Origin of the sequence: Haloarcula litorea (assembly GCF_029338195.1) — an archaeon.
GTDB lineage: Archaea > Halobacteriota > Halobacteria > Halobacteriales > Haloarculaceae > Haloarcula > Haloarcula litorea.
The window spans coordinates 1,285,566-1,309,560 of the sequence record NZ_CP119779.1; the positions used below are offsets into that span (position 1 = coordinate 1,285,566).

Sequence of the window (23,995 nt, forward strand, 5' to 3'; positions counted from 1 at the left end):
ACTGCTTCCCTCGCCGACCGCTGGCGACACCAATAAGCCCGTCGCCGACAGAGACCCGACCGAATGCACGTGTTCGGGTCCAGCGGCGTTCGGGGCGTCGCTGGCGAGGAGGTGACGGCGGCGTCAGTCCTGCGGGTGGCACAGGCGGCCGGCAGCGTCTGGGCCGGCGACCACGACCGCGTGGCGGTCGCTCGGGACACGCGGACGACGGGACGGACCTTCGCCAACGCGGCGACGGCCGGGCTGACCGGCGCGGGCTTCGACGTCGACCGGCTCGGCGTCGTCCCGACCCCCGGCCTCCAGGCCCACTGCGAGCGGGCGGGGGTCCCCGGGGTGATGGTGACCGCGAGCCACAACCCGCCGGCGTACAACGGGATCAAGCTGATCGGCGGCGAGGGCGTCGAGCTCACCCGCGAGACGCTGGACCGCGTCGAGGCGGCGATGGAGGGCGACGCCCCGACGGTGGCGTGGGACGGGACGGGGACGGACCGCCGGGTCGAGGCGGCCCGGCGGCGCTACCGCGAGGAGCTCCTCGACGCCGTCGACCGCGAGCGCATCGCCGACGCCGACCTCACCGTCGTCGTCGACCCCGGCCACGGCGCGGGGTCGCTGACAAGCCCAGACCTGTTCCGAGAGCTGGGCTGTACGGTCCACACCGTCAACGCACAGCCGGACGGTCACTTCCCCGGGCGGGACCCCGAACCCGTCGCGGCCAACCTCGGGGACCTGCGGGCCTACGTCGCGGCGACCGACGCCGACCTGGGGATCGCCCACGACGGCGACGCCGACCGGGCGATGTTCGTCGACGGCACCGGCGACCACGTCGAGGGCGACGCGGCGCTTGCGGCCCTGGCCGCGGCGGAACTGGACGCTGGCGACGGCGTCGTCTCCGCGGTCAACGCCTCCCAGCGGCTGGTCGACGTCGTCGAGGACGCCGGCGCGACGCTGTCGCTGACGCCCATCGGCTCGACCCACATCGTCAGCCGCATCCGGGCGATGCAGGAGCGGGGCACCCACGTCGCCCTCGCCGGCGAGGGCAACGGCGGGGTCCTGTTCCCGGACTACCGGATCGCCCGCGACGGGGCCTACACCGCCGCGCGGTTCTGCGAACTCGTCGCGGAGACGCCGGCCCGCGACCTGGTCGCGCCCTACGACGACTACTACAACGTCCGCCGGAACCTCAACGTCGCCGGCGACGGCGAGCGGGCGGCGATGCTCGACGGGATCGAGGCCTACGCCGGCGACGCCGCCGCCGACCTCGACACTACCGACGGCTGGCGGCTGGACTACGGCGACGGCTGGGTGCTGGCCCGCCCCTCGGGCACGGAGCCGGTCGTCCGCGTCTACGCCGAGGCGCGGACGCCCGAGCGGGCCGAAGAGCTGGCGGGGGAGATGGTCGACGCGGCCAAGGCCGCGGCCGAGCGGTAGAGCGGTCCCCGAGCGGCGGCTCTCGGAGGCCGACTCGCTACAGCGGGTCGTGTGCCGCGAGCGCGTCCTCGATGGCCGACCGCTCCTCGCGGGCGGCCCGCAGGTCCCGCTCGACCGCGCCGCTTGCCAGTCGCTCGTGCTCCTCGTCGGTCAGCTCCGCCCGCGCGACGGCGCTCTCGCGCAGGCGCTCGTAGTCCTCGCGGTCGGCCAGTGCGCGCACGTCCCGCAGGCGTGCGACGACGGTCTCGTCGGCGAAGCTCGCGACGACGCGGCGGTACTCCCGGGCCAGCCACGGCAGGTGGTCGGCCGGCGGCGGCGGCCAGCCGACCGTCAGCGGCTCGGCGTCGAGGTTCCGGAGGTAGGTCCGCCGGGTGGCGACGGCCCGCTGGAGCGCCGCCGCGTCGTCGACGTAGTGGGCCAGCTTCGAGGCCGAGTAGTCGGCGTACTCCAGCAGCGTCGGCACCGGCTCCGTGCCCGCCTCGTGGTCGCGGACGTACGCGAGCAGGTCGTCGGGCGGCGGCGTGAACTCGACGAGCGGGAACGCCTCCGTCCGCTCGACCAGCGCGAGCAGCTCCCGGGCGGGCGCGTCGCTGCGGAACTCGCGGAACGCCTCGCGGACGGCGTCGTCGTAGGCCCCGACGGGCTCGCGCAGCCGGTCGACCGGGGCGTCGAGGTCGGCGTCGCCGAGCCGCCGGAGCCGCTCGAGCTCGGCGACGCGCTCGTCCAGTTCGTCGAGCCGGCGGCGGGCGGCCCGCCGGGCGTCCGCGTAGTCCTCGCGGGCCCGCTCCCACTCGTCGAGGCGGCCGACGAGGTCGCCGACGGGCTCCAGTTTCCGGCGCGCGGTCTCGAAGTCGGCCTCCGAGAGCCGCCGCTGCTGGAGGTAGTCGTCGACGGCCTCGAACGTCTCCCGCTCGGGCAGGTCCTCGTCGAGGTCCTCCGCCAGCGTGGCGACGGCCCCCTGGAACTCCGTGAACGCCTTGAAGTCGCCGCTGCCGGTCGCCCGGCCCTCGTAGCGGTCCAGCAGGTCGAGCAGTTCGCGGTAGGCCTCCCGGCAGCGACGCAACTGGGTCTCCCCGACCGTCTCGACGCGCTCGCGAGCCCGCTCCAGGTCGTCGGCGGCCGTCCGGAGGTCGCGTGCGGCGTCGGCCATCAGTAGACGTCGTCCGGGTCGAACACCTGCTCGCCGACGGCCTCGCCGTCGACGGTCCGGTAGAAACAGGACTCGTGGCCGGTGTGGCAGGCCCCGCCGGTCTGGTCGACCAGGTAGAGGACGGCGTCGCCGTCGCAGTCGACCCGGATCTCGGACAGCTCCTGCGTGTGGCCGCTGGTCGCGCCCTTCTTCCAGAGTTCGTCGCGGCTCCGGGAGTAGTAGTGCGCGTAGCCCGTCTCCCGGGACCGCTCCAGCGCCCGCTCGGTGACGTACGCGAGCATCAGCACCTCGCCGGAGTCGGCGTCCTGTGCGACCGCCGGGAGGTACTCCTGCTCGTCGAACGCGAGGTCGACCTCGGTCATACCGGAGGGTGGCCCGTCTCGGAGATAGGTCTTTTGTGCGCGAGGGGCGCGAGCGAAGCGAGCGGCCCTCGAGAGCGAGCGGGGAGGAACGACCCGCGAGCCGTGGAGCGGGCGCGAGGGGCGCGAGCGAAGCGAGCGGCCCTCGAAAGCGAGCGGGGAGGAACGACCCGCGAGCCGTGTGGTGGGGGCCGCGGAGCGGGCGCGCCCCTCGTTACGCCAGCCCCGCCAGCACCAGCAGCGCGTACAGCACGTCCCCGACCGTCAACGCGACCACCAGGCCGACGAACGTCGGGACGAGGAACGGGATGCCGGGGGAGATCCACACCACGCGCTCGGTCGCGAGGATGTCCAGCCCGTCACGGAGTTTCGCCGGCGTCGTCCCGTAGGCCGACCCCTCGACGTCGTCGAGGAACCGCCGGGCTCCCCAGGGGTCGTCGGGCGCGCCGCCGTCGGTGGCGACCGCACCGTCCCCGGGGTCCTCGAAGGTCCGGGGCAGCGACTCGGGGTCACGGTAGCGGTCGGGGTCGGTCCGCAGCTCGGCGAGCGTCGCGTCGCGCCACCGGAGGTACATCCGCAGTGCGTCGAGGTCCAGTCCCTGCCGGGTGACGCCGTCCGGGCCTTCGAGCAGGCGGCCGTGTTCGCCGGGGACGTCGTCGACGGCGACGGGCTTCCCGACGAACATCACCGGCGAGAGGTGGCCGCGGAGGAGGTTCCGGCCGGCGACGGCCAGCGGGTACGCCAGCCCCGCCAGCACGGTGTTCGAGAGGACCGTCAGCGAGAACACGCCCAGCGCGGAGGGGAGCAGCGGGAGCGTCACGCCCGCGAGGCGGTAGACGGGGTAGACCGGGAAGAGGACGGCGACGACGCCGAAGGCCTTCGCGTCGGCCAGGCCGTAGCCGCCGACGTACCAGAAGCCGTAGGCCAGCGGGAGGACGAAGCCGACGCTGACGGCCACCCGGACGAAGAACCCGCGACCGCCGACCGCACCGGTCGCGACCTCGTAGCTCTGCCAGAGCAGCAACACGCCGGCGAGCAGTGCCAGCGGCAGCCACGTCCGGTCGGGGACGCGGCGGGTCTCGACGTCGCGGTAGGCGGCCCACCCGAAGACGGGAACCGCGAGCAGGCGCAGCAGGTCCGGTATCGACCCCAGCACGGCCTGTCGTCGCGCGGCGACGCGCCTAACTGTTCCGATGGCCGGTCGGGCGACTGTGGGCGTGGCTGCCGAAGAGAACCGCGAGAACTGCGGGACCGTCTATATGACGCGGTTCTGCAGGTAGTCGAGGTGCTTGGCGTTGTAGACGATCTTGACCTCGTCGGCGTCGGGGCTGCCGATGCAGGTCAGGCGGACGTTCTTGTCCTCGACCTCCTCGTCGGAGAGGATCTGCTGCATGTCCATGTCGATCTCGCCCTCGAGGACGATCGCCGCACAGTTCGCACAGGCACCGGCGCGACACGAGAAGGGCCAGTCGTAGCCCTGGGCCTCGGCCGCCTCGAGGATGTACTCGCCTTCGTTGACGTCCAGGGAGCCGTGGTCCTCGTCCGAGAGATCGAGGTCCGCGGCCTCCGCGAAGACGTCGTCGTCGTACATGTCCCAGCCGTTGTCGTCCACTACTTCGTAGTTAAGGTACTCTACCGTGGGCATCACGGCGAGGTTCGGCCCCCGACTTGTTAGACTTTGCCCTTCGGGACGCGACGGCGACGATTGTGGGGGACGGCGAGGGGCTCAGACCGGGAGATAGCGGAAGACGAGGTAGGCGGCGACCGTCGCGATCCCGGGGACGATGTTCTGGAGGACGATGACGCGGGCGGTGGTCGCGGGCTCGAACAGGTCCGAGGCCTTCGGGAGGTCCTCGCCCGACTCCTCGCCGATGGGATCGTGGCCGGTCCCGGCGGGGGTCCCCTTCTGACCGCCGACCGTCGGCGCGTCGTCGGCGTCGGCCGTCAGCGCCCCGACCGAGACGTCCGGGGCCTTCCCCTGGACGGTCTCGGAGAGGCGGGTCGTCCGGGTGGCCCGGCCCCACCCGAGGCCGACGATGCTCATCGTCGCGATGATGACGAAACTCGCGGGGATACCCAGCGCCGAGAGGAAGGTGACGATGGTGGAACTCACCGCCGCGACGACGATGGCGGCCACGAGCGGCAGGTCGGTGAGGTCGTTGCCGACCGTGTCCATCGTCCGCCGGGCGATGGTGAACGCGCCGAGGCCGATGGCACTGCCACCCAGGAGGATGGCCGGGTACATGTCCAGCGAGCCGTTGCCCACCAGCGGCGCGACGGCGTTGGCGACGTTCGAGGCCCCCGCCGAGAAGGCCATGTAACAGCCGATCCCGACGACCACGGCGGTCCCGACGAACTCGCGGGGGGTGGTGTTCTCCCCGAGGTACGGCCTGGGGACCGCGCCGGAGCGGTCGAACTCCAGCAGCGCGCCCTCGGTCTGTGAGACGGCGAAGGCCTCGACCAGCGTCGGGTAGAAGTACCGCCCGATGACGCCGCTGACCCAGAAGGCGACGATGGGCGAGACGAGCCACCAGGAGACGATCTCCAGCATCAGCCCCTCGTTCAGCGTCTGTCGCGCCAGCCCGAGCCCGGCGATCGCCCCGACGGCGGTCATCGAGGTGGAGGCGGGGACGCCGGCGACGTTCGAGAGGAACAGCGCCCCGCCGATGAAAAAGAGGACGACGATGCTGATCAGCGGCGAGAACGCCGTCGCGACGAGGTCGCTCCCGAGGCTCTCGACGACGGCCGGCCCGACGAGCAGGCCGCCGGCCAGCGCGAAGATCGTCATCAGCACCGCGGCACCGAACTTCGAGATGGTGTCGCTGCCGACGGCCGGGCCGAAGGCGACGCCGGTCGATGAGCCGCCGATGTTGAACCCGACGAAGACGGCGACGAGGAGCCCCAGCGCGAAGAGAAGTTCGACCATACAGACGGCAAGCCAGCCGGCGGCTAAAGGCTACCGACCGCGGTCCGGCGGGGCGATCCGCCGGTCACGCCCCGGACCCGTCGTCGCCGCGGCGGGCGTCACCTTCGCCGTCGTCGCGCCGCCGGTCCGCGCGGCCGGCGTCGACGTCCTCTGGCAACCGCTCGCGCTTCTCGGCGACGGCCTCCTCGACCTCGCTCGCGGTCTCCTTGACCGACTCGGCGGCTTCGGTCACGGACTCGGCGGTCTCCTTGGCCTCGCCGGCCCGCTCGACGGGGTCGTCGCCCCCGTCGTCCGTCTCCTCGACGGACCGGGCCGCCGACTCGACGGACTCGGCGGCGTCCTCGACCTCGTCGGCGGTCCGTTCGAGCTCCTCGGCGGTCGCCTCCAGCTGCTCGGCCGCCGCCTCCAGCTCCGCGGCCGTCTCGACGGCCTCTTCGGTCCCGCGCTGGTACACCCGGCCGAGGACGACGAACTCCACGAGGCCCGAGACGACGAGCACCGCGACGGCGACCCCCGTCGCCGTCCCCAGCAGCGACGTGACGCCGGGGCCGACGCCCAGCAGGCCGGTCCGAGCGACCGCGTAGGCGGCGACCAGTCCGACGGTGACGACGACCGTCGCCCGAACGAACTGCCGGTACAGGCCCGCCCGCTCGCCGAACACGAGCGCCTCGAGCCGTCTGCCCAGTCGACCGAGCGGACTGTCGTCTGTCATCGCTCGCCGATGGAGCGGGCGCGGCCGTAAGCGTTCCCCCCGAACGGAGTCGCCGCGCCGGTTCTCAGGTGTGATACGCTGCCCCTTCGTTTATCAAGGTGTTGGAACAATATGTTCGCGTCTATCAGACAGTATGACTCCCGCCAGCGACACCGTCACCGTGCTCGCCGTCGGCGCGGGCTCGGCCCTCGGAACGACTGTCGCCCAGGCCCTCGAACGGGCGGACGACGACGCCGAGGTGGTCACGGTACCGACGGCGGCCGAGGTGCTCGCCCGACTCGACGACGGGGGCGTCGACTGCGTCGTCTCGGCGTACGAGCTGCCCGAGGCGGACGGGATCGCCCTGCTCGAGGCGGTCCGTGAGGACTACCCGGACCTCCCGTTCGTCATCTACACCGACGCGGGGAGCGAGGCGGTCGCGAGCGAGGCGATCTCCGCCGGCGTCACGGACTACCTCCGGCGGGAGGCGGACACCGACGACCACGCGCTGCTCGCGAAGCGGATCGGGAACGCCGTCGGCCGGACCCGCGCCGAACGCGCTCGTCAGCGGCACCTCGACGCCATCGAGACCGCACAGGAGGGCATCAGCATCCTCGACGAGGACGGCCACTTCGTCTACGTCAACGACGCCTACGCGGACCTCTACGGCTACGACCCGGACGACATCCTCGGCGAGCACTGGGGCCTGCTCTACCGGGACGAGGACGTCGCGGACATCACCGACGAGATCCTGCCGCTGGTCGAGGCTCGGGGCCGGTGGCACGGCCGGACGACCGGGGTCCGGGCCGACGGCACCACGTTCGTCGAGGACCACACCCTGGCGACGACCGACACCGGGGAACTCGTCTGTACGGTCCGGGACGCGAGCGACGCGCCCCGTCACGAGGAGGCCATCGAGGCGCTGCACAGCACGGCGCGGGCGTTCATCGGGGCCGAGACCGTCGACGCGGTCGGCGAGATCGCCGTCGAGGCGGTCCGCGACATCGTCGGGCTCCCGATCGCGGGGTTCTACCGCTACGACGCCGACGCCGACGCCCTGGTGCCGGTGACGAGTACCGCGTCGGCCGACGACTTCGTCGGCACGCCGCCGCCGACGTTCGAGCGCGGCGAGGGGATCGCCTGGGACGTCTACGAGTCGGGCGAGCCCCGCGTCTACGACGACGTCCGCACCGACCCGGACCGGTACAACGAGCGCACGCCGGTCCGGAGCGAACTCGTCCTGCCGCTGGGCGACCACGGGGTCCTGCTCGTCGGGTCGGAGGAGACCGACGCGTTCGACGAGACGGACGTCTCGCTGGCACGGACCGTCACGGCCCACGCGACGGCCACGCTGACGCGGCTGGACCGGGAGCGCGAACTCGCGGCGGAGCGGGCGTTCGTCGCACAGTCGCTGGACGCGCTGCCGGATCTGTTCTACGTCGTCAACACCGACGGGAAGATCTGCCGGTGGAACGACCGGCTGCTGGAGGTGACGGGGTGCGACCCCGACGCGGACGGGGCGCTGTTCATCGACGACGTCCTCGCCGACGAGGACCTCGACCGGGCCCACGACGCGATGCAGCGGGGGCTCGAGACCGGCGAGGTGTCGACCGAGGCCCGCATCCGGACGGCCGACGGCGACCTGGTCCCCTACCAGTTCACCGGAGCACACCTGACCGACACCGAGGGGCAGGTCGTCGGGCTGGTGGGCGTCGGCCGCGACATCAGCGACCTCGCCGAGCACGAGCGGCGGCTCAAGGAACTCCACTCGTTCGCGACCGACCTCCCCTCGTGTGGGTCGGTCGAGGCGATCTGCGAGCGGACCGTCCGGGCCGCCGAGACGGTCCTCTCGTTCGACAACTCCGCGCTCAGTATCGAGCGCGACGGCGTGCTGGAGGTCGCCGCGGTCTCGGCGGAACTGCCGACGGACGGCTCGACGGCGATCCCCGACGACGAGCGACTCGCGGGGGCGACCTACCAGACCGGCGAGTCCCACCTCGTCGACGACCTGACGGCCCACCCCCACGCCGACCCCGTCGGCGACTACCGCTCCGCCATCAGCGTCCCCGTCGGCGACCACGGCGTCTTCCAGACGGTCGCGGACGGGCCCGCCGCCTTCGACGACCGCGACCTCGAACTGGCGGAACTGCTCGTGAGCCACGCCGCGACCGCGCTCAGCCGGCTGGACCGGGAGCGCGAGCTCCGGCGGCAGAACGAGCGCCTCGACGAGTTCGTCAGCATCGTCAGCCACGACCTGCGGAACCCGCTCAACGTCGCCGAAGGCCACCTCGAACTCGCACGCCGGGACGGCGACCTCGACCGGCTCGACGCCGTCGACCGCGCACACGACCGGATGGACGAACTCATCGGGGACCTCCTGACGCTCGCCCGGCAGGGCGAGGCCGCCGGCAGCGTCGAGACGGTCCCCCTCCCGTCGGTGGTCGAGGAGTGCTGGGCGACGGTCGAGACCGACGGCGCGCGGCTCCGTGTCGAGACCGACCAGTCCGTGCGAGCCGACTGCGCGCGGCTCCGGCAACTGTTCGAGAACCTGTTCCGGAACGCCGTGGAACACGGTTCCACAGGCAGTTCGGACGCTCGTGAGGCCGCCGTCGAAATCACCGTCGGCGGTCTGCCCGACGGGTTCTACGTTGCCGACGACGGCCCCGGCGTCCCCGAGGGCGAGCGCGACCGGATCTTCGAGAGCGGCTACTCCACGCGGGAGGAGGGGACCGGGTTCGGCCTGAAGATCGTCTCGGAGATCGCCGACGCCCACGGCTGGGCGGTCGACGTGACGGAGTCGGCGGCCGGTGGCGCGCGCTTCGAGATCACCGGCGTCGACGTGGCCGAGGAGTGAGCGCCCGCTCGGCCGGACCGACACGCTTTCGACCGGCCCAGTCACACACTCGCCCATGTTCCCGGAGTTCGAGGTCGTCCCGGCGGTGGACATGCAGGACGGGCAGGTGGTCCAGTTGGTCGGCGGCGAGCGCGGCACCGGCAAGACCTACGGCGACCCGGTCGACGCGGCCGAGCGCTGGCTCGACGCCGGCGCGCGGACGCTCCACCTCGTCGACCTCGACGGGGCCTTCGAGGGCGAGCGGGTCAACGCCGCGGCCATCGACGCCGTCCTGGAGGCGGTCGGCGACGCGGCCGCCGTCCAACTGGGCGGGGGCATCCGCACCGCCGACGACGCCGTCGCGCTGCTGGAGCGGGGCGTCGACCGCGTCATCCTCGGGACCGCCGCCGTCGAGGACCCCGAGATCGTCGCCGAGATCAGCGACGAGCACCCGGGGAGCGTGCTGGTCAGCCTCGACGCGAAAGACGGGGAGGTCGTCGTCTCGGGCTGGACCGAGGGGACGGGGCTGGACCCGGCCGAGGCCGCGCGGCGCTACGCCGACCTGGGTGCCGGCGGCATCCTGTTCACCGACGTCGACGTCGAGGGACAACTCGGCGGCGTCCGGACCGACCCCGTCCGGCGGGTGGTCGAGGCCGTCGACGTCCCCGTCGTGGCGAGCGGCGGCGTCGCCACCGTCGACGACGTGGTCGCGCTGCGTGACGCGGGCGCGGCCGCCGCCGTCGTCGGGAGCGCGCTCTACGAGGGCGCGTTCACGCTCGCCGAGGCCCAGGCCGCCGTCGACGAGCGGTAGTCGACGGGTCGGAAAGCGGACGTTACTGTGGGTAGCCAGCCGTTACGCCGGTCACCCGCTGTCGCCGTCGTACAGCGTCACGGACTCGGCCCCGTACCCCTCGTAGAACGGCCCGATGCCGCCGCCGGCGTTGCCGGCCGCGATCGGCCCGTCGGGCGTCTCGAAGACGATGCTGTTCTCGAAGGGGAAGTCGTTGGTCGCGTCGCCCACGAGGTTCTGCCGGACCTCGACGACCGGCACCCGCTCGTAGGCCGTCCGCTCGCCGGAGTCGACGGCGACGACCGTCGCGTCGGCCAGCAGGTCGCGGCCGGCCGCGCGGTGGAGGGCGGCGTTGGTCGCCGCGGTCCGCAGGTGGTCGTAGGTGGCCGGGAGCGGGTCCGGGTCGGCGACGTAGTGGTCCGCGCCCATCGGCCAGAAGTTCGCGACGGTGTTGCCGAAGAAGCCGCTGCCGACCTCCCGCTGGGCGAACGACAGCGCGTAGTCGTCGCCGTGACGACCGGTGAGGATGCCGTGTGACCCCATCAGGCCGGTCGTCTCGTCGGCCAGCACCAGCACCGGCGGCGTGGCGTCCCACGTCCGGACCACGTCCGCACAGGCCGCCCAGTCGACGTCGAGTGCCGCCTCCGACAGCGGCGCGACCGCGAGGACGTAGACGAACACGCCGCGGTCGCGGGCGGCCGCGAGCGCGTCGGTGAGGTGCTGTAGCTCCGGTGCGGGGACGACGAGGACGGCCTCGTGGTCGGCCTCCCGGAGGTACCGCTCGGCCCGCTTGCGCACCGTCGCCCGCGAGTGGATCACCTCGACGGTCCCGTCCTCGGCGGCCGGCTCGGTGTACAGCGACTCGACGCTGTCCCGCAGGTCCTCGACGCGGGCCGACAGCGCGCCGACGGCCTCCTCGGGCGGGCGCGCCCGCAACACCGTCGGACTGTTCGTCTCGTCGATGGTCACCAGCCCCCGCTCGGCCAGCGCCGTGGCGATCTCGTAGACGTACCCCTGCGAGACGTCGGCCGCCCGCGACACCTCGTTCGTCGTCGCCTCGCCCGCCCGCAACACCGCGAGGTAGGCGTCGATCTCCTTCTCGGAACACCCGAACGTCGAGAGGGTGTCGCGGAGCGTCTCCGTGACCATATCGAATTTTGTGTGACTATATACAAAATATTTTTCCACCTGGACCACGGCCACGGCGTATGGGCGAGACTGCGACGGGCACCGCCGCGGAGACGGCCCCCGACACCGACGACCAACGGGACAACCGCCGGTGGTGGACCGTCGTCATCTTCGGATACGCCACGCTGGAGGGTGTCGCCCTCCAGGTCCGCGGCGCGGTCATCCCGAACCTGGCCCTGACGTTCGGTGCGCCGGAGTGGCAACTCGGCCTGATCGCACCGGCCGGGACCGTCGGTTTCCTCGTCGTCGTGACCGTCGTCGGGGCCGTCGTCGGCCGCCTGGACACCAGACGGGTGTTGCTGTTCGGCGTCGTCGGGACCGGCGTCGGTGCGCTGGCGATGGGGCTGGCCCCGACGTTCCCGCTGTTCCTCGCGGCGGTGGTCGGTCGGGGGGTCCTCCGCGGGGCGGGACGGGGGACCGACCGCCCGCTGCTGAGCCACCTCTACCCCACCCAGCGGGGCCGGTTCTTCAGCTACTACGACATGATGTGGGCGGCCGGCGCGACCGCCGGACCGCTGCTGGCCGCGGCTGCCATCGCCGTGGCCGACTGGCGGTGGGCGTACTTCGCGCTGGCGGCGGCGTTCGTCCCGCTGGTGGTCCTCATCACCAGGCTCGACACGCCCACGGTCGGTGGCGACGACCCGCTTGACCTCGCAGAACTGCGCCGCATCGGCCGCCGCCCGGAGGTGGGCGCGATGGCGGTCGCCCTGTTCCTCTCGGTCGGTGTCGAGGGCGGCCTGTTCACGTGGCTGACCACCTACGCGGGCACCCAGCTCCCGGACACGCTCGCGACCGTCTCCCTGTCGGTGATGCTGGCGGGCTACGTCCCGGGCCGTCTGCTGTCGGGGTCGGTCGCCGAACGGGTCGGCTACGTCCGGCTGAGCGTCGCGCTCGCTGCCCTGACCGTCCCGGCGATCTGGTACACCTTCTTCGTCGCGGACGGCGTCGCGCTGCTGGCCGGCGCGTTCGCCATCGGTCTCACGCTCTCGGGACTGTACCCGACGCTGCTGGCCTACGGGACCGAGGCCGTCCCCGAGCACAGCGCGCCGGTGAACGCGACGGCGTCGGTCACCGCCTCGGCGGGCATCGCCGTCGTCCCGGCGGCGATGGGCTTCGCGATCAGCGGGGCGGGCGTGGCACGCGCGATGACGCTGCTGGTCGGCCTCGCGGCGCTCCTGCTCGCGGTGCTCGTGACGACGGCGCTGCTGGTCGGGACCGTCCGGGACCGACCGGATTCCAACAGCCATTAGCCACCCCGACGCGGAGGGGTCGGTATGTCCACCGACGACCTCGTGACGGCGCTGCGGGACGCGGACGCCGTCAAGTTCGGCGAGTTCGAGCTCTCACACGGCGGCACCTCGCAGTACTACGTCGACAAGTACCTCTTCGAGACCGACCCGGACTGCCTCGCCGCCGTCGCCGCGGCCTTCGCCGAGCGGGTCGACGACACCAAACTGGCCGGCGTCGCGCTGGGCGGGGTCCCGCTCGTGGCGGTCACCAGCGTCGAGACGGGGCTGCCCTACGTCGTCGCCCGCAAGCAACAGAAGGACTACGGCACCGCCAACCTCGTCGAGGGCGACCTCGCCGAGGGCGAGGAAGTGGTCGTGATCGAGGACATCGCGACGACGGGACAGAGCGCCATCGACGCCGCCGAGGCCCTGCGCGAGGCCGGGGCCGTCGTCGAGCGCGTGCTGGTCGTCGTCGACCGGCAGGAGGGGGCCGCCGAGAACCTGGCCGCACACGACCTCGAACTGGAGTCGCTGGTGACGGCCGCCGACCTGCTGGCCGACGCCCCCGAGGACGTCGACGTCGACGCCTGACCCGGGCCCGTGTCACTCCTCGGCGGACCGACCATTTCTGGCCGCTCTCGCCACGCTTAAGCCACCCTACGCTGAGAGTGGGACAAATGGCGGGGACACTCGAGGAGCTGTTCGAGTTAGACGAGCACGGGACGGACGTACGAACCGAGGTTCTCGCGGGCGTCACCACGTTCCTGACGATGAGCTACATCGTGGTGGTCAACCCGTTCATCCTGACGGCGTTCCCGGACGACGACATCCCGGGCGGTATCGCGATCGACGGGTTCGGCCCCGGCGAGGTGGTCCAGATGCTGGCCGTCGTCACGATCCTCGCGTCGGTGGTGGCGATGCTGGTGATGGCCTTCTACGCGAACAGGCCGTTCGGGCTCGCGCCCGGGCTCGGGCTGAACGCCTTCTTCGCGATCACGGTCGTCGGCATCCTCGGGGTCCCCTGGGAGACGGCGCTCGCGGCCATCGTCGTCGAGGGGGTCGTCTTCATCCTGCTGACCGTGGTGGGTGCCCGTGAGTACGTCATCCGGCTGTTCCCCGAGCCCGTGAAGTTCGCGGTCGGGACCGGGATCGGTCTGTTCCTGGCGATCATCGGCCTGCAGGCGATGGGCGTCGTCGTCAACGACGCGGCGACGCTCATCTCGCTGGGGAACGTCGCCAGCGATCCCGTCGCCATCCTCTCCGTGCTGGGGCTGTTCTTCACGCTCGTGCTCTACGCCGCGGGCGTCCGCGGCTCGATCGTCATCGGCATCGGCGTCACGACGCTCGTCGGGTGGGGGCTGACGCTCGCGGGCTTCTTCGAGCAGGGGACGCTCACGCCGGGGAGCATCCCCTCGGCACAGTACAATATCGCGCCGCTGGCCGGCGCGTTCGTCGAGGGCTTCGCCAACGTCGAGGCGTTCTCCTTTGCCCTCATCGTGTTCACGTTCTTCTTCGTCGACTTCTTCGACACCGCCGGGACGCTGGTCGGCGTCGGTCAGGCCGGCGGCTTCCTCGACGAGGACGGTAACTTCCCGGACATCGACAAGCCGCTGATGGCCGACGCCGTCGGCACGACCGTCGGCGGGATGCTGGGCACGTCGACGGTGACGACGTTCGTCGAGTCCGCCACCGGCGTCGAGGAGGGCGGGCGAACCGGCCTCACCGCGCTGGTCGTCGCCGGGCTCTTCCTGGCGTCGCTCGTGGTCGTTCCGCTGGCGGCCGCGATCCCCCAGTACGCCTCCCACATCGCGCTGGTGGTCGTGGCGGTCCTGCTGATGCGCAACGTCGTCGACATCGACTGGGAGGACTTCTCCCACGCCGTCCCGGCCGGCCTGACGATTATGGTGATGCCCTTCACCTACTCCATCGCCTACGGGATCGCCGCCGGCATCATCTCCTACCCGCTCGTCAAGACCGCGAAAGGCGAGTTCGACGACGTGCTCCTCGGCCAGTGGGCGCTGGCGGCGGCGTTCGTCGTCTACTTCGTCGTCCGCACCGGCGGCGTCCTGCAGGGCGCGGTCTGACGCGCACGGGGTGTACACACCACCGCTGCCCTTTTTCCGCTCGCCCGTCTACCCAACGGCGAGATGACGAACCTGGAACTGTACGAACTGGAGGGCTGCCCGTACTGCGCGAAGGTCAAGACGAAGCTCGACGAACTGGGGCTCGAGTACGAGTCCCACATGGTCCCGCGCTCGCACGACGAGCGCACCGAAGTCGAGGAGGTCTCGGGTCAGACGGGCGTCCCCGTACTGGTCGACGAGGAACACGGCGTCGAGGGGATGGCCGAGTCCGACGACATCGTGGCGTACCTGGAGAAGACCTACGGGTCCGGCGCGGCGTAGCGGCGAACGGAGTGAGCGCGATTCTCCCGCTGGTCCGGGCGTGACCGGCACACAAAACAACATTATCGTCTATGATATTTACGTACTAACCTTTAGTATCCGATAGTTGTGACGTGCTAGCACAGGGGAAGAGTATGTCAGGTTCGCCTCGCCAGCGGGAGACGGTGTCCGAATCGGGGACCGGACCGTCGCTGCACCCGATCATCGACGATCCGTGCGTGGTCGTCTTCGACGAGTCGATCCGCCGGGACCTCTACGAGCGGTGGCTCTCCGACACCGTCACCGTCCACACCCCGACCTCGTGTGCCGAGGCGAAGGCGACGACCGACGAGACGACGGCCGTCGCGCTCGTCCGCCACGAGCTATCGGCGGCGCTTCGCGAACGGATCGGCGACCTGCTGTCGGCGCGTGCCCCCCAGAGCCGCGTCGTGTTCGCGACGACCAGCCACCTCCCCATCTACGACACGACGCCGGCCGCACAGGCTCACCTCTCGGAGCCCGTCGACAGGACGCAGCTGCGCGAGACGGTGCTCCAGCAGGCCCGGATCGCGGTCTACTCCGTGGCGCTGGCCCAGTACTACCAGTGTACGACCCACCTCACTGAGCTCCGACTCGACGCGGCGGTCGACGACCGTGTGAGAGAGCAACTCGAGACGACGGCCGACGCGCTCTCGACCGTCGTCGACGGGATCGGTGCCAAACTGACCCCGGAGGAGCGCCACGAAGTGCTGGACTCGATCGTCGACGAAGACGCGGACGACGCGCTGGAGACCGCCGGCATCGGGTCGAAGTACCGACCCCAGGGGTGTTCCCGATGTGACGACGCTCGGACGGGCACCGACGCGTTCCGGGATCTCGGAGCCTACGTCTGGGAGTGTAAGTCCTGCGGGGCGGTCTACGAGCGGTCGGCCGCGGCCCACCGTCGGGTCGCCAAGCGGTAGGCCCGGCTACGCGACTTCCTCGGGCTCCTCGCCCCGTTCCACGATGAGGTCCCGGAGGTCGTCGGCGTCCTCGATGGCCTCCATCTCCTCTTTCTCGATGAGCGCGGTGCCGTCGACGGACTCGCGACTGAGTTCGTCGACGACGTACACCGACCGGGTGCGAGTGACCTCGCCGACGGAGGACATGATGCGGGCGCGTTTCTCCGCGGCCTCGGTGAACGCGGAGTGGCCCGTCAGCACCTGTTCGCGGCGGCTGGCGTTCTCGTTGACCGTCTTGAACGGCGCGCGGTCGGTCGGGTGGACCTCGAACCCGATCCGGGTGAACACCGTGGCGATCGGTTCGTCCTCCGGGGCCACGTCGGGGTCGTCCGGCGTGGGCTCGTCGTCTCTGACCTCCTCGGCCCCGTCGAGGACGCTGACCGGCGAGGTCAGCGGCTCCTCGAACAGGTCCTCGAGTTCGGCGGCCACCTCGACGGAGGCGTCCATCCCGTCCTCGTACTTCGAGACGGTGCGCCGGGAGACGCCCAGCTCCTTCGCCAGGCGGCCCAGCGACCACTCCTTCTCCTCGCGGGCGTCGGCCAGCACCTCCGAGTCGATGTTGACGTAGAGCCCGCCCGGCGCGGCGTAGATGAGCGGCGGGACCTCCTCGACGAAGAGGTCCATCGCCGTGTCGGGCGACAGCACCGGGACGCCGTGCCGGAAGTAGACCACGCCCGGCTTCAGCTCCTCGTCGCGGGTCCGGAGACCGACGACCATCGGTGTCGCGTTGAGGTAGGTGCCCAGCCGGCGCATCTCCGCGCCGGTCCGGGCGTCGAAGGCGTCGATGTTGCCCAGGATCTTCACGAGCAGCACGTCCTCGCCGCGACGGGCCGCTACGTCGAAGCTCTTGGGCCGAATCGCACACCGGTCGCTCACCAGGAACCCCGCGTCCTCCAGCATCGCGGTGACGTTGCCGACCAGTGCGGACCGTGACATAGTTCTCAGTCCCTCTATGGACGGTAAGCCATTCACCAGTTATATGTATTGTGCCGTTTGCCGGTTCTCGCCGGCCGGTCGACCGCCGGACGAAAGGCGTTTGCCCGCCGGTTCGCTACCGTCGACCGTGACGGTCGTCGGTCTCGACGATACGGACTCCCGGGAGACGGGGATGTGTACGACCTACGCCGCCGCCCGGCTGGCCGACGAGATCCGCGCCGCCGGCGGGGCCGTCGAGCGGCTGCTCCTGGTGCGTCTGAACCCCGCCGTCGAGCACAAGACCCGCGGCAACGCGGCGCTTGCGGTCCACACCGACCTCGACGCCGACCGGGCGACCGAGCTGGTCCGCGAGACGCTCTCGCTGGCCCGGACCGACGACCCGCGGACGAACCCCGGCGCGGTCGTCGCCGACTGCGACCCCGACGCAGTCCCCGAACGCGTCGCCGCGTTCGCGACGGCCGCCGTCCGCGAGATCCGGGACCGCGTCGCCGCGGCGACGCTGGCCGACCGGGTCGGGTTCGCCCGCGTCGAGCGGGGCAACGGCCGCGGCGTCGTGGGCGCGCTGGCGGCCGTCGGCGCGTGGCGCGCGCTCGACGACTGGACCTACGAGCACATCGCCTACCGGGAACGGGAGCGCTGGGGGACCGACCGCGCGGTCGACGCCGACAGCGTCCGCGCCGCCGCCGACGAGCACTACCCGGCGGTCTGGGACACCGTCGACCGCGCCTCGGGCTACCCGGTCTGTGTCCCCCGCACGCCCTGTCCCATCCTCTACGGGATCCGCGGCGACGACCCCGAGGCCTGCCGGGCCGTCGCCGCCGCCATCGAGAGCGAACCGGTCGCCGACGGCGCGACGTTCCTCACGAACCAGGGGACCGACGCCCACCTGCGGGCCGCCCCCGTCGACGCCGTCACCGACGACAGCGCCTACCGCGTGACCGCGACCGTCGTCGACGGCCCCGAGACCCGTCGGGGCGGCCACGTCTTCCTGACCGTCGGCGACGGCGAGGCCACCCTCGACTGTGCGGCCTTCGAGCCGACCAAGCGCTTCCGGGACCGGGTGCGGGCGCTCCGCGAGGGCGACCGCGTCACCGTCTGTGGGGAGGTGAGCGACGGGACGCTGAAACTGGAGAAGTTCGCCGTCCGCGACCCGGTGACGACCGAGCGGGTGACGCCGGACTGCCCCGACTGCGGCCGCTCGATGGCCTCGGCCGGTCGCGGGCAGGGCTACCGCTGCCGGGACTGTGGGACCAGCGCCGACGGGAAGGTCGACCGCCCGCTTGACCGCGAGATCGAGCGCGGGTGGTACGAGGTGCCGCCGGTGGCGCGGCGACACATCGCGAAGCCGCTGGTGCGGGGCGGGTTCGACGGCCGGGTACATCCGGAGCGGTGAGGCGACGTGCCGGCCACGAGCGGAGCGAGTGGCCGCTTTTTCGCCCACGTTTTTCGAGGAGCGGTCGGCGAGCGGAGCGAGCCGACCCGACGCTGAAAAAGGTGGTCGGGGAGCCGCTGGTGCGTGGCGGGTTCGACGGCCGGATACACCTGGCGCGGTGAACGGCTCGGTCCGTGCGATACCGCGAGTGATACTCCGGGTAGGCACGGCGAACCGCTCGCCCGTCGCCGGGTTATGGGCGCTATAACAAGGGTGGTGGCCGGGATAGCGAGGCGTATGGGAGCAGAGTGGTGCCCGGATACCGCGGCTGGCCCGCCGGTACCGACCGACGAGTTCGGCGAGGTGTCGCTGGTCACCGAACTCGAACCGACGGCCGACGGCGAGCGCCGGGCGATGCTGTACCCGAGCGATCAGCCGGGACACGAGATCGCCACCCGCTGGCTCGCGATCTCGGCCGACGCGCTGATCGATCTCGACAGCGTTCGGTAGTCCCTTCTCTCGATAATCGACCGGTAACAATACGCTCACACCGTGAGCCGTCTCGGTATGGGAACCGATCACTCGTCGGCCACGGGCGGAACCCCGTCACCCGACCCCGACGAGGGCGTGCTACCGGCCGTCGTCAGACACCGCTCCGACGGCACCGAGCGGTACATCTGCTACGCCGCCGACGTGGACGCCGAGGACGTCGACTCGCAGTGGTTCTCCGTCGACGCCGACGTCCCGGTGTCGCTGCTCGTCTGGCGCTAGGCGTTCCGGCCGGTGAGCGCCACCACCACGTCGTCCTCGGGAGCGACGACGCCGCGCTCGCGGAACCGTTCGAGCGCCGCCGTCGCCGTCGCGCAGGTCGGCTCGACGTGCAGTCCCGACTCCGAGAGCCGATCGTGGGCGCGCTCGGTCGCCGCGGCGTCGACGGCGATCGCGTCGCCGTCGGTCGCCTCGACCGCCGTCAAGAGCTGCTCCCCGCGGGCGGGGTCGCGGATCTGGATGCCGTCGGCGACGGCGTTGTGCCCGGCGGGCTCGGCCGCGTCGCCGTGCAGGGCGTCGGCGACCGGGCTCGCGCCGGCCGCCTGCGCGCCCAGGAGCCGCGGCACGTCGTCGACCAGCCCCGCCGCTTCGAGCGCGCGAAAGCCCCGGTAGGCACCCAGGAACAGCGTCCCGTGGCCCAGCGGCGTCACGACCGCGTCGGGGCTCTCCCAGCCGCGCTGGGCGGCCAGCTCGTAGGCGACGGTGGCCGTCCCCGCGAAGAAGGCGGGGCTCCAGGCGTGGCTGGCGTAGTAGCCCGCGCCGGCCTCGACGGCGTCGACGCAGGCGTCGGTCACGGCCTGGCGGTCGCCCTCGACGGCCACCACGTCGGCCCCGGTCCGTTCGATGCGACGGCGCTTCTCCGCCTTGGCGTCGGCCGGGACGTAGATCTCGGCGTCCAGCCCCGCCCGGGCGGCGTAACTGGCGACCGCCAGGCCGGCGTTGCCCGAGGAGTCCTCGACGACGCGGTCGGCCCCGACCGCAAGCGCCTCCGCGACGACCGTCGCCGCGCCCCGGTCCTTGAAACTCCCCGTCGGGTGGAGGAACTCCAGCTTGAACGTCGCGTCCCACGCGGGCGCGTCGACCAGCGGCGTCCACCCCTCGCCCAGCGTGACGCGGGTGTCCATCGGCAGGAAGTCGGCGAACGCCCAGATTCCGGCGTCGCGGTCGAACGGCCGCGGGTCCCCATCGGGCAGCGGCCGGTCGCGGTAGTCCAGCGCGTGGCCGCAGTCACAGCGCCACGGCCCGTCGCGGGCGTACTCGCGGCCGCAGGCCTCGCAGTACAGCATACCCCGACCGCCGTGCCGGACGGTCAAAAGGTGAGGGGACGCGACGCGGTGTGTCGCTGTCCGCGCTCTCCGGTCGGTCGCTGCGCCACGGCTCACTCCGTTCGCCGTTCCGCTTCGAGGTTCTTTGCTTCGCTCAGAACCTCGCTAGCCTCAAGTCGCTCCAACCCCACCGTCTGGTAATGAGCGACGCCGGAGGTCCCCTCTCGATCGACCGACCCGACGCCGACAGCGAGTTCCGCGTCGACGCCCCGTTCGACCCCGCCGGCGACCAGCCCGAGGCCATCGAGCAGCTGGCCGAGGGGTTCCGGCAGGGGATGGAGAAACAGACCCTGCTGGGCGTGACGGGGTCGGGCAAGACCAACACCGTCTCCTGGGTCGTCGAGGAGATCCAGCAGCCGACGCTGGTCATCGCCCACAACAAGACGCTGGCGGCCCAGCTCTACGAGGAGTTCCGGGACCTCTTCCCGGACAACGCCGTCGAGTACTTCGTCTCCTACTACGACTACTACCAGCCCGAGGCCTACGTCGAGCAGACGGACACCTTCATCGACAAGGACGCCTCGATCAACGACGAGATCGACCGGCTGCGCCACTCCGCGACCCGGTCGCTGCTGACCCGGGACGACGTCATCGTCGTGGCCTCGGTCTCGGCCATCTACGGGCTGGGCGACCCGCGCAACTACGTCGACATGTCCCTCTCGCTGGAGGTGGGCCAGGAGATCGAACGGGACGAACTGCTCTCGCGGCTGGTGGACCTGAACTACGAGCGCAACGACGTGGACTTCACGCAGGGCACCTTCCGCGTTCGCGGGGACACGCTGGAGATCTACCCGATGTACGGCCGCTACGCCGTCCGCGTGGAGTTCTGGGGCGACGAGATCGACCGGATGCTGAAGGTCGATCCGCTGGAGGGGGAGGTGAAAAGCGAGGAGCCCGCGGCGCTGATCCACCCGGCGGAACACTACTCGATCCCCGAGCAACGGCTGGAACGGGCAATCGAGGAGATCGAGGAACTGCTCGAACAGCGCATCCGCTACTTCGAGCGGCAGGGCGACCACGTCGCCGCCCAGCGCATCGAGGAGCGCACCCGGTTCGACATCGAGATGATGGAGGAGACGGGCTACTGTTCGGGCATCGAGAACTACTCGGTCCACCTCTCGGACCGCGAGAGCGGCGAGGCCCCCTACACGCTGCTGGACTACTTCCCCGAGGACTTCCTCACCGTCGTCGACGAGTCCCACCAGACCCTGCCACAGATCCGCGGGCAGTTCGAGGGCGACAAGTCCCGCAAGGAGAGCCTCGTCGAGAACGGCTTCCGGCTCCCCACGGCGTTCGACAACCGCCCGCTGACCTTCCAGGAGTTCGAGGCGAAGACCGACCAGACGCTGTACGTCTCGGCGACGCCGGGCGACTACGAGCGCGAGGAGTCGGCGCAGGTCGTCGAACAGATCGTCCGCCCGACCCACCTCGTCGACCCGGCCGTCGAGGTCGCGGACGCCACCGGCCAGGTCGAGGACCTGCTGGACCGCATCGACGGCCGGATCGAACGGGACGAGCGCGTGCTCGTCACGACACTCACCAAACGGATGGCCGAGGACCTCACCGAGTACCTGGAGGAGTCCGGCGTCGACGTGGCGTACATGCACGACGAGACGGACACGCTGGAGCGCCACGAACTCATCCGCTCGCTGCGGCTGGGCGAGATCGACGTGCTCGTCGGGATCAACCTCCTGCGGGAGGGGCTGGACATCCCCGAGGTGTCGCTGGTCGCGATCCTCGACGCCGACCAGGAGGGGTTCCTGCGGTCGGAGACGACGCTGGTCCAGACGATGGGGCGGGCGGCCCGCAACGTCAACGGCGAGGTGGTGCTGTACGCCGACGACACCAGTTCGGCGATGGAGTCGGCCATCGAGGAGACCCAGCGCCGCCGGCGCATCCAGCAGGCCTACAACGAGGAGCACGGCTTCGAGCCGACGACCATCGAGAAGGAGGTCGGCGAGACGACCCTCCCCGGGAGCGAGACCGACACCAGCGACGTGGCCGGCGACGGCCCGAGCGACGCCGACGAGGCCGCCCGGCAGGTCGAGCGCCTCGAAGACCGGATGGAAGAGGCCGCCAACAACCTGGAGTTCGAGCTCGCGGCGGACATCCGCGACCGGATCCGCGAACTGCGCGAGGAGTTCGACCTCGTCGGCGGCGAGGACGAGGACGGCGGCGTCCCGGCTCCGGGCCCCGAGTTCTGACGCGCGCGCCGGGAATCGGGGGAACAGTTAACACGAGACCTGTAACTAACTGTAAGTAACCGACGCGGTCGAAACGTCCCGTCGGTGCCACACCATGGACGTCACAGACCTGTCGCGGCGGTTCGCACCCAGCGGCCTCGTCGTCGCCGGCCTGGGGTTTCTCCTGACTCGCTTCACCGTCACGCTGGCGGCCTACGACGACCCCGTCCGGTTCGTCGTGGGCGGACTGGTCCCGCTGGCGCTGGGCCTGGGCCTGTCGGCGTTCGGCGTCGCCCTGGTCGTGGGCGACTTCGACCCTGCGTTCGCCCGGACCGTCGTCGCGTGGTGTGTCGGCGGCGCGACGGCGATGCTGGTCCTGGTCGTCCTGACGCTGGTGGGCAACGGGACGAACTTCGCGATGGAGCCGATGCGCTCCCAGACGTACCTCGCGAACTTCCTCATCGGCGGGAGCGTCGGCGGCGCGCTGACGGGCGTCTACGCCGGGCGGGCCGCCCGCCAGCGCCGCGAACTGGAGCGACAGACCGGCCGCCTGGAGATGGTGACCCGGCTGTTGCGCGACGAGGTCCTCAACGCCGTGACGGTCATCCGCGGCCGGGCGGAGGTGCTGCGGTCGACCCACGACACCGACTCCGCGGCGGCCATCGAGCGACGGACCGACGACGTGGCGACGACCGTCGAGAACGTGAAACACATCACGCGGGACGGGGACGCGCTGGGCGCGCTGGACGCCGTCCGCGTCGTCCCCTGCGTGCGCCGGGCCGTCGAGACCGTCCGGGCGCGGTATCCCGACGCGCGGGTCACGCTGGACGTGGCGGTCGACGACGACGTCACCGTCTGGGCGAACCCGCTGGTCGAGGAGGCCGTCGTCCACCTGGTGGAGAACGCGGTCGTCTACAGCGAGGCGGCGACGCCGCTCGCCGAGGTGCGCGTGACCGCCGGGCGGTCGGCCGTCGCGGTCAGCGTCGCCGACGACGGTCCCGGGCTCCCGGAGCGCCAGCAGGACCTCATCGAGCGCGAGGCGGTGGCGACGTACGCGGACCGCGAGACGGGGTTCGGGCTGAACCTCGTGCGCCTGCTCGCCGGGAGCTACGGCGGGAGCCTGTCGGCGACCGTCGACGACGGGACGACCGTGACGCTGACGCTGCGCCGCGCCGACGCGACGGCCGACGACGGTGCCGACGCGCTGTCCCGGCGACGCCTCGCCCTGGTCGTCGCCGCCTCGCTGGCCGCCGGCGGGGTGATGGGTGGGGTCGTGCAGGCGGCCGGCGGCGGGGTCCCGATCATCGGCGCGCTCTACGGCGCGACAAGCGAGTCCGTGGGCTGGGTGACCCACGAGTTCCACAGCGTCGTCTTCGGGCTGACCTACGCGGCGCTCCTCCGGGCGGTGCCGTCGACGGTCGACGAGCGGGTCCGTGACTACGGCGTCGCCGTCGGGCTGGCCGTCGCACTGTGGCTCGTGGCGGCCGGGCTGGTGATGCCGCTGTGGCTCCGGGCCGTCGGCGTCGCCGCACCGCTGCCGAACCTGACGGTCGCGACCCTCGGGGGCCACCTCTGCTGGGGCGTGACGCTGGCGGGGCTGTACCGCCACGGCTCCCGCTGGCTGTCCGAGTAGTCCCCTCCGACCGCAGCG

22 protein-coding genes are annotated in these 23,995 nt (G+C 71.6%); 13 read left to right on the forward strand and 9 right to left on the reverse strand.

The features are described from left to right. Positions 1-63: 63 nt before the first annotated feature. Entirely contained in the window at positions 64-1,428 is a 1,365-nt protein-coding gene (gene glmM, locus P0592_RS06735) for a phosphoglucosamine mutase (protein ID WP_276273514.1), read from the forward strand. A gap of 37 nt (positions 1,429-1,465) precedes the next feature. Here glmM and P0592_RS06740 read toward each other — a convergent pair whose 3' ends face one another. From P0592_RS06740 to P0592_RS06765, 6 genes are all read right to left on the reverse strand, one after another. Beyond that, the gene (locus P0592_RS06740) at positions 1,466-2,578 is read right to left on the reverse strand and encodes a DUF7118 family protein (protein WP_276273515.1); all 1,113 of its coding nucleotides are present in this window, start codon (positions 2,576-2,578) and stop codon (positions 1,466-1,468) included. Next, positions 2,578-2,940 carry a phosphoribosyl-AMP cyclohydrolase gene (gene hisI, locus P0592_RS06745; protein ID WP_276273516.1) on the reverse strand — a complete coding sequence of 121 codons (363 nt, stop codon included), beginning with the start codon at positions 2,938-2,940 and terminating at the stop codon, positions 2,578-2,580. The genes P0592_RS06740 and hisI overlap by 1 nt, the downstream gene beginning before the upstream one ends. Positions 2,941-3,151: 211 nt before the next feature. Continuing rightward, entirely contained in the window at positions 3,152-4,093 is a 942-nt protein-coding gene (locus tag P0592_RS06750; protein ID WP_276273517.1) for a prepilin peptidase, read from the reverse strand. Between the two features lie 99 nt (positions 4,094-4,192). Then, entirely contained in the window at positions 4,193-4,582 is a 390-nt protein-coding gene (fer1, locus tag P0592_RS06755; RefSeq protein ID WP_276273518.1) for a ferredoxin Fer1, read from the reverse strand. 81 nt (positions 4,583-4,663) lie between these two features. Further along, positions 4,664-5,863, reverse strand: coding sequence for an inorganic phosphate transporter (locus tag P0592_RS06760; protein ID WP_276273519.1), 1,200 nt, complete (start codon positions 5,861-5,863; stop codon positions 4,664-4,666). A 64-nt stretch (positions 5,864-5,927) separates the two neighbouring features. Beyond that, on the reverse strand, positions 5,928-6,575 hold the full coding sequence (locus tag P0592_RS06765; protein ID WP_276273520.1) for a hypothetical protein: 648 nt from the start codon (positions 6,573-6,575) through the stop codon (positions 5,928-5,930). 133 nt (positions 6,576-6,708) lie between these two features. On the opposite strand from P0592_RS06765, the gene P0592_RS06770 reads away from it, so the two are divergent. Continuing rightward, positions 6,709-9,408, forward strand: coding sequence for a GAF domain-containing protein (locus P0592_RS06770; RefSeq protein WP_276273521.1), 2,700 nt, complete (start codon positions 6,709-6,711; stop codon positions 9,406-9,408). Positions 9,409-9,463: 55 nt separating this feature from the next. Then, the gene (gene hisA, locus P0592_RS06775) at positions 9,464-10,198 is read left to right on the forward strand and encodes a 1-(5-phosphoribosyl)-5-[(5-phosphoribosylamino)methylideneamino]imidazole-4-carboxamide isomerase (RefSeq protein ID WP_276273522.1); all 735 of its coding nucleotides are present in this window, start codon (positions 9,464-9,466) and stop codon (positions 10,196-10,198) included. A 51-nt stretch (positions 10,199-10,249) separates the two neighbouring features. Here the strand turns inward: hisA and P0592_RS06780 are convergent, their stop codons facing one another. Beyond that, complete coding sequence (locus tag P0592_RS06780; protein ID WP_276273523.1) at positions 10,250-11,326, reverse strand: TrmB family transcriptional regulator; 1,077 nt, start codon at positions 11,324-11,326, stop codon at positions 10,250-10,252. 59 nt (positions 11,327-11,385) lie between these two features. Between P0592_RS06780 and P0592_RS06785 the strand changes: the two genes are divergently transcribed. The 5 genes from P0592_RS06785 (at position 11,386) to P0592_RS06805 (ending at position 15,940) form a co-directional block, all read left to right on the forward strand. Continuing rightward, a complete protein-coding gene (locus P0592_RS06785; protein ID WP_276273524.1) occupies positions 11,386-12,615 on the forward strand; it encodes an MFS transporter in 1,230 nt (409 codons plus the stop codon). 24 nt (positions 12,616-12,639) lie between these two features. Then, entirely contained in the window at positions 12,640-13,185 is a 546-nt protein-coding gene (pyrE, locus tag P0592_RS06790) for an orotate phosphoribosyltransferase (protein ID WP_276273525.1), read from the forward strand. Positions 13,186-13,271: 86 nt separating this feature from the next. Continuing rightward, positions 13,272-14,678 carry an NCS2 family permease gene (locus tag P0592_RS06795; protein ID WP_276273526.1) on the forward strand — a complete coding sequence of 469 codons (1,407 nt, stop codon included), beginning with the start codon at positions 13,272-13,274 and terminating at the stop codon, positions 14,676-14,678. A gap of 63 nt (positions 14,679-14,741) precedes the next feature. Beyond that, positions 14,742-14,999, forward strand: coding sequence for a glutathione S-transferase N-terminal domain-containing protein (locus tag P0592_RS06800; RefSeq protein ID WP_276273527.1), 258 nt, complete (start codon positions 14,742-14,744; stop codon positions 14,997-14,999). Positions 15,000-15,133: 134 nt separating this feature from the next. Then, complete coding sequence (locus P0592_RS06805) at positions 15,134-15,940, forward strand: hypothetical protein (RefSeq protein WP_276273528.1); 807 nt, start codon at positions 15,134-15,136, stop codon at positions 15,938-15,940. A 6-nt stretch (positions 15,941-15,946) separates the two neighbouring features. On the opposite strand, the gene P0592_RS06810 is transcribed toward P0592_RS06805, so the two are convergent. After that, positions 15,947-16,915, reverse strand: coding sequence for a transcriptional regulator (locus tag P0592_RS06810; protein WP_276273529.1), 969 nt, complete (start codon positions 16,913-16,915; stop codon positions 15,947-15,949). Positions 16,916-17,042: 127 nt separating this feature from the next. On the opposite strand from P0592_RS06810, the gene P0592_RS06815 reads away from it, so the two are divergent. The 3 genes from P0592_RS06815 to P0592_RS06825 all read left to right on the forward strand — a co-directional run bounded on the left by P0592_RS06815 (position 17,043) and on the right by P0592_RS06825 (position 19,058). Continuing rightward, entirely contained in the window at positions 17,043-18,308 is a 1,266-nt protein-coding gene (locus P0592_RS06815) for a tRNA(Ile)(2)-agmatinylcytidine synthase (protein WP_276273530.1), read from the forward strand. A gap of 276 nt (positions 18,309-18,584) precedes the next feature. Continuing rightward, positions 18,585-18,797 carry a DUF7511 domain-containing protein gene (locus tag P0592_RS06820; protein ID WP_276273531.1) on the forward strand — a complete coding sequence of 71 codons (213 nt, stop codon included), beginning with the start codon at positions 18,585-18,587 and terminating at the stop codon, positions 18,795-18,797. 57 nt (positions 18,798-18,854) lie between these two features. Further along, positions 18,855-19,058 (forward strand): hypothetical protein, encoded by a 204-nt coding sequence (locus P0592_RS06825; protein WP_276273532.1) that lies wholly within the window; start codon positions 18,855-18,857, stop codon positions 19,056-19,058. On the opposite strand, the gene P0592_RS06830 is transcribed toward P0592_RS06825, so the two are convergent. Next, the gene (locus P0592_RS06830) at positions 19,055-20,122 is read right to left on the reverse strand and encodes a threonine synthase (RefSeq protein WP_276273533.1); all 1,068 of its coding nucleotides are present in this window, start codon (positions 20,120-20,122) and stop codon (positions 19,055-19,057) included. The genes P0592_RS06825 and P0592_RS06830 overlap by 4 nt on opposite strands. A 179-nt stretch (positions 20,123-20,301) precedes the next feature. Here P0592_RS06830 and uvrB point away from each other — a divergent pair, with 179 nt between their 5' ends. Both uvrB and P0592_RS06840 read left to right on the forward strand, forming a co-directional pair. Then, a complete protein-coding gene (gene uvrB / locus P0592_RS06835; protein ID WP_276273534.1) occupies positions 20,302-22,365 on the forward strand; it encodes an excinuclease ABC subunit UvrB in 2,064 nt (687 codons plus the stop codon). Positions 22,366-22,459: 94 nt separating this feature from the next. Continuing rightward, positions 22,460-23,977, forward strand: coding sequence for an ATP-binding protein (locus tag P0592_RS06840; protein ID WP_276273535.1), 1,518 nt, complete (start codon positions 22,460-22,462; stop codon positions 23,975-23,977). The last annotated feature ends 18 nt before the right edge of the window (positions 23,978-23,995 follow it).

Excerpts from the sequence above, each read along its gene's own strand:
- glmM (WP_276273514.1), top strand. The coding sequence starts at position 64 with ATGCACGTGTTCGGGTCCAGCGGCGTTCGGGGCGTCGCTGGCGAGGAG.
- P0592_RS06740 (WP_276273515.1), bottom strand. The coding sequence starts at position 2,578 with ATGGCCGACGCCGCACGCGACCTCCGGACGGCCGCCGACGACCTGGAG.
- hisI (WP_276273516.1), bottom strand. The coding sequence starts at position 2,940 with ATGACCGAGGTCGACCTCGCGTTCGACGAGCAGGAGTACCTCCCGGCG.
- fer1 (WP_276273518.1), bottom strand. The coding sequence starts at position 4,582 with ATGCCCACGGTAGAGTACCTTAACTACGAAGTAGTGGACGACAACGGC.
- P0592_RS06760 (WP_276273519.1), bottom strand. The coding sequence starts at position 5,863 with ATGGTCGAACTTCTCTTCGCGCTGGGGCTCCTCGTCGCCGTCTTCGTC.
- P0592_RS06765 (WP_276273520.1), bottom strand. The coding sequence starts at position 6,575 with ATGACAGACGACAGTCCGCTCGGTCGACTGGGCAGACGGCTCGAGGCG.
- P0592_RS06770 (WP_276273521.1), top strand. The coding sequence starts at position 6,709 with ATGACTCCCGCCAGCGACACCGTCACCGTGCTCGCCGTCGGCGCGGGC.
- hisA (WP_276273522.1), top strand. The coding sequence starts at position 9,464 with ATGTTCCCGGAGTTCGAGGTCGTCCCGGCGGTGGACATGCAGGACGGG.
- P0592_RS06780 (WP_276273523.1), bottom strand. The coding sequence starts at position 11,326 with ATGGTCACGGAGACGCTCCGCGACACCCTCTCGACGTTCGGGTGTTCC.
- P0592_RS06785 (WP_276273524.1), top strand. The coding sequence starts at position 11,386 with ATGGGCGAGACTGCGACGGGCACCGCCGCGGAGACGGCCCCCGACACC.
- pyrE (WP_276273525.1), top strand. The coding sequence starts at position 12,640 with ATGTCCACCGACGACCTCGTGACGGCGCTGCGGGACGCGGACGCCGTC.
- P0592_RS06795 (WP_276273526.1), top strand. The coding sequence starts at position 13,272 with ATGGCGGGGACACTCGAGGAGCTGTTCGAGTTAGACGAGCACGGGACG.
- P0592_RS06800 (WP_276273527.1), top strand. The coding sequence starts at position 14,742 with ATGACGAACCTGGAACTGTACGAACTGGAGGGCTGCCCGTACTGCGCG.
- P0592_RS06805 (WP_276273528.1), top strand. The coding sequence starts at position 15,134 with ATGTCAGGTTCGCCTCGCCAGCGGGAGACGGTGTCCGAATCGGGGACC.
- P0592_RS06810 (WP_276273529.1), bottom strand. The coding sequence starts at position 16,915 with ATGTCACGGTCCGCACTGGTCGGCAACGTCACCGCGATGCTGGAGGAC.
- P0592_RS06820 (WP_276273531.1), top strand. The coding sequence starts at position 18,585 with ATGGGAGCAGAGTGGTGCCCGGATACCGCGGCTGGCCCGCCGGTACCG.
- P0592_RS06825 (WP_276273532.1), top strand. The coding sequence starts at position 18,855 with ATGGGAACCGATCACTCGTCGGCCACGGGCGGAACCCCGTCACCCGAC.
- P0592_RS06830 (WP_276273533.1), bottom strand. The coding sequence starts at position 20,122 with ATGCTGTACTGCGAGGCCTGCGGCCGCGAGTACGCCCGCGACGGGCCG.
- uvrB (WP_276273534.1), top strand. The coding sequence starts at position 20,302 with ATGAGCGACGCCGGAGGTCCCCTCTCGATCGACCGACCCGACGCCGAC.
- P0592_RS06840 (WP_276273535.1), top strand. The coding sequence starts at position 22,460 with ATGGACGTCACAGACCTGTCGCGGCGGTTCGCACCCAGCGGCCTCGTC.